The organism is Pseudoalteromonas sp. SG45-5 (assembly GCF_014164085.1).
Taxonomy (GTDB): Bacteria; Pseudomonadota; Gammaproteobacteria; order Enterobacterales; family Alteromonadaceae; genus Pseudoalteromonas; species Pseudoalteromonas aliena.
The window spans coordinates 1-245 of the sequence record NZ_JACJEM010000210.1 but is presented as its reverse complement, the minus strand read 5'-3'; the positions used below and the strand labels follow the sequence as shown (position 1 = coordinate 245).

The 245-nt window shown below is 47.8% G+C and carries 1 rRNA gene; it reads right to left on the bottom strand.

The features are described 5' to 3' along the window. A 16S ribosomal RNA gene (locus H5119_RS20300) occupies nucleotides 1-202 on the bottom strand; the annotation flags it as partial. Nucleotides 203-245 lie beyond the last annotated feature (43 nt).

The window sequence follows — 245 nt, the reverse complement described above, 5'->3', positions numbered from 1 at the left end:
CCCCCTTTGGTCCGTAGACATTATGCGGTATTAGCAGTCGTTTCCAACTGTTGTCCCCCACCTCAAGGCATGTTCCCAAGCATTACTCACCCGTCCGCCGCTCGTCAGCAAAGTAGCAAGCTACTCTCTGTTACCGCTCGACTTGCATGTGTTAGGCCTGCCGCCAGCGTTCAATCTGAGCCATGATCAAACTCTTCAATTAAAAAGTTTTATGTCTTTCGACAGCTCAATGAATTCTGAATTTT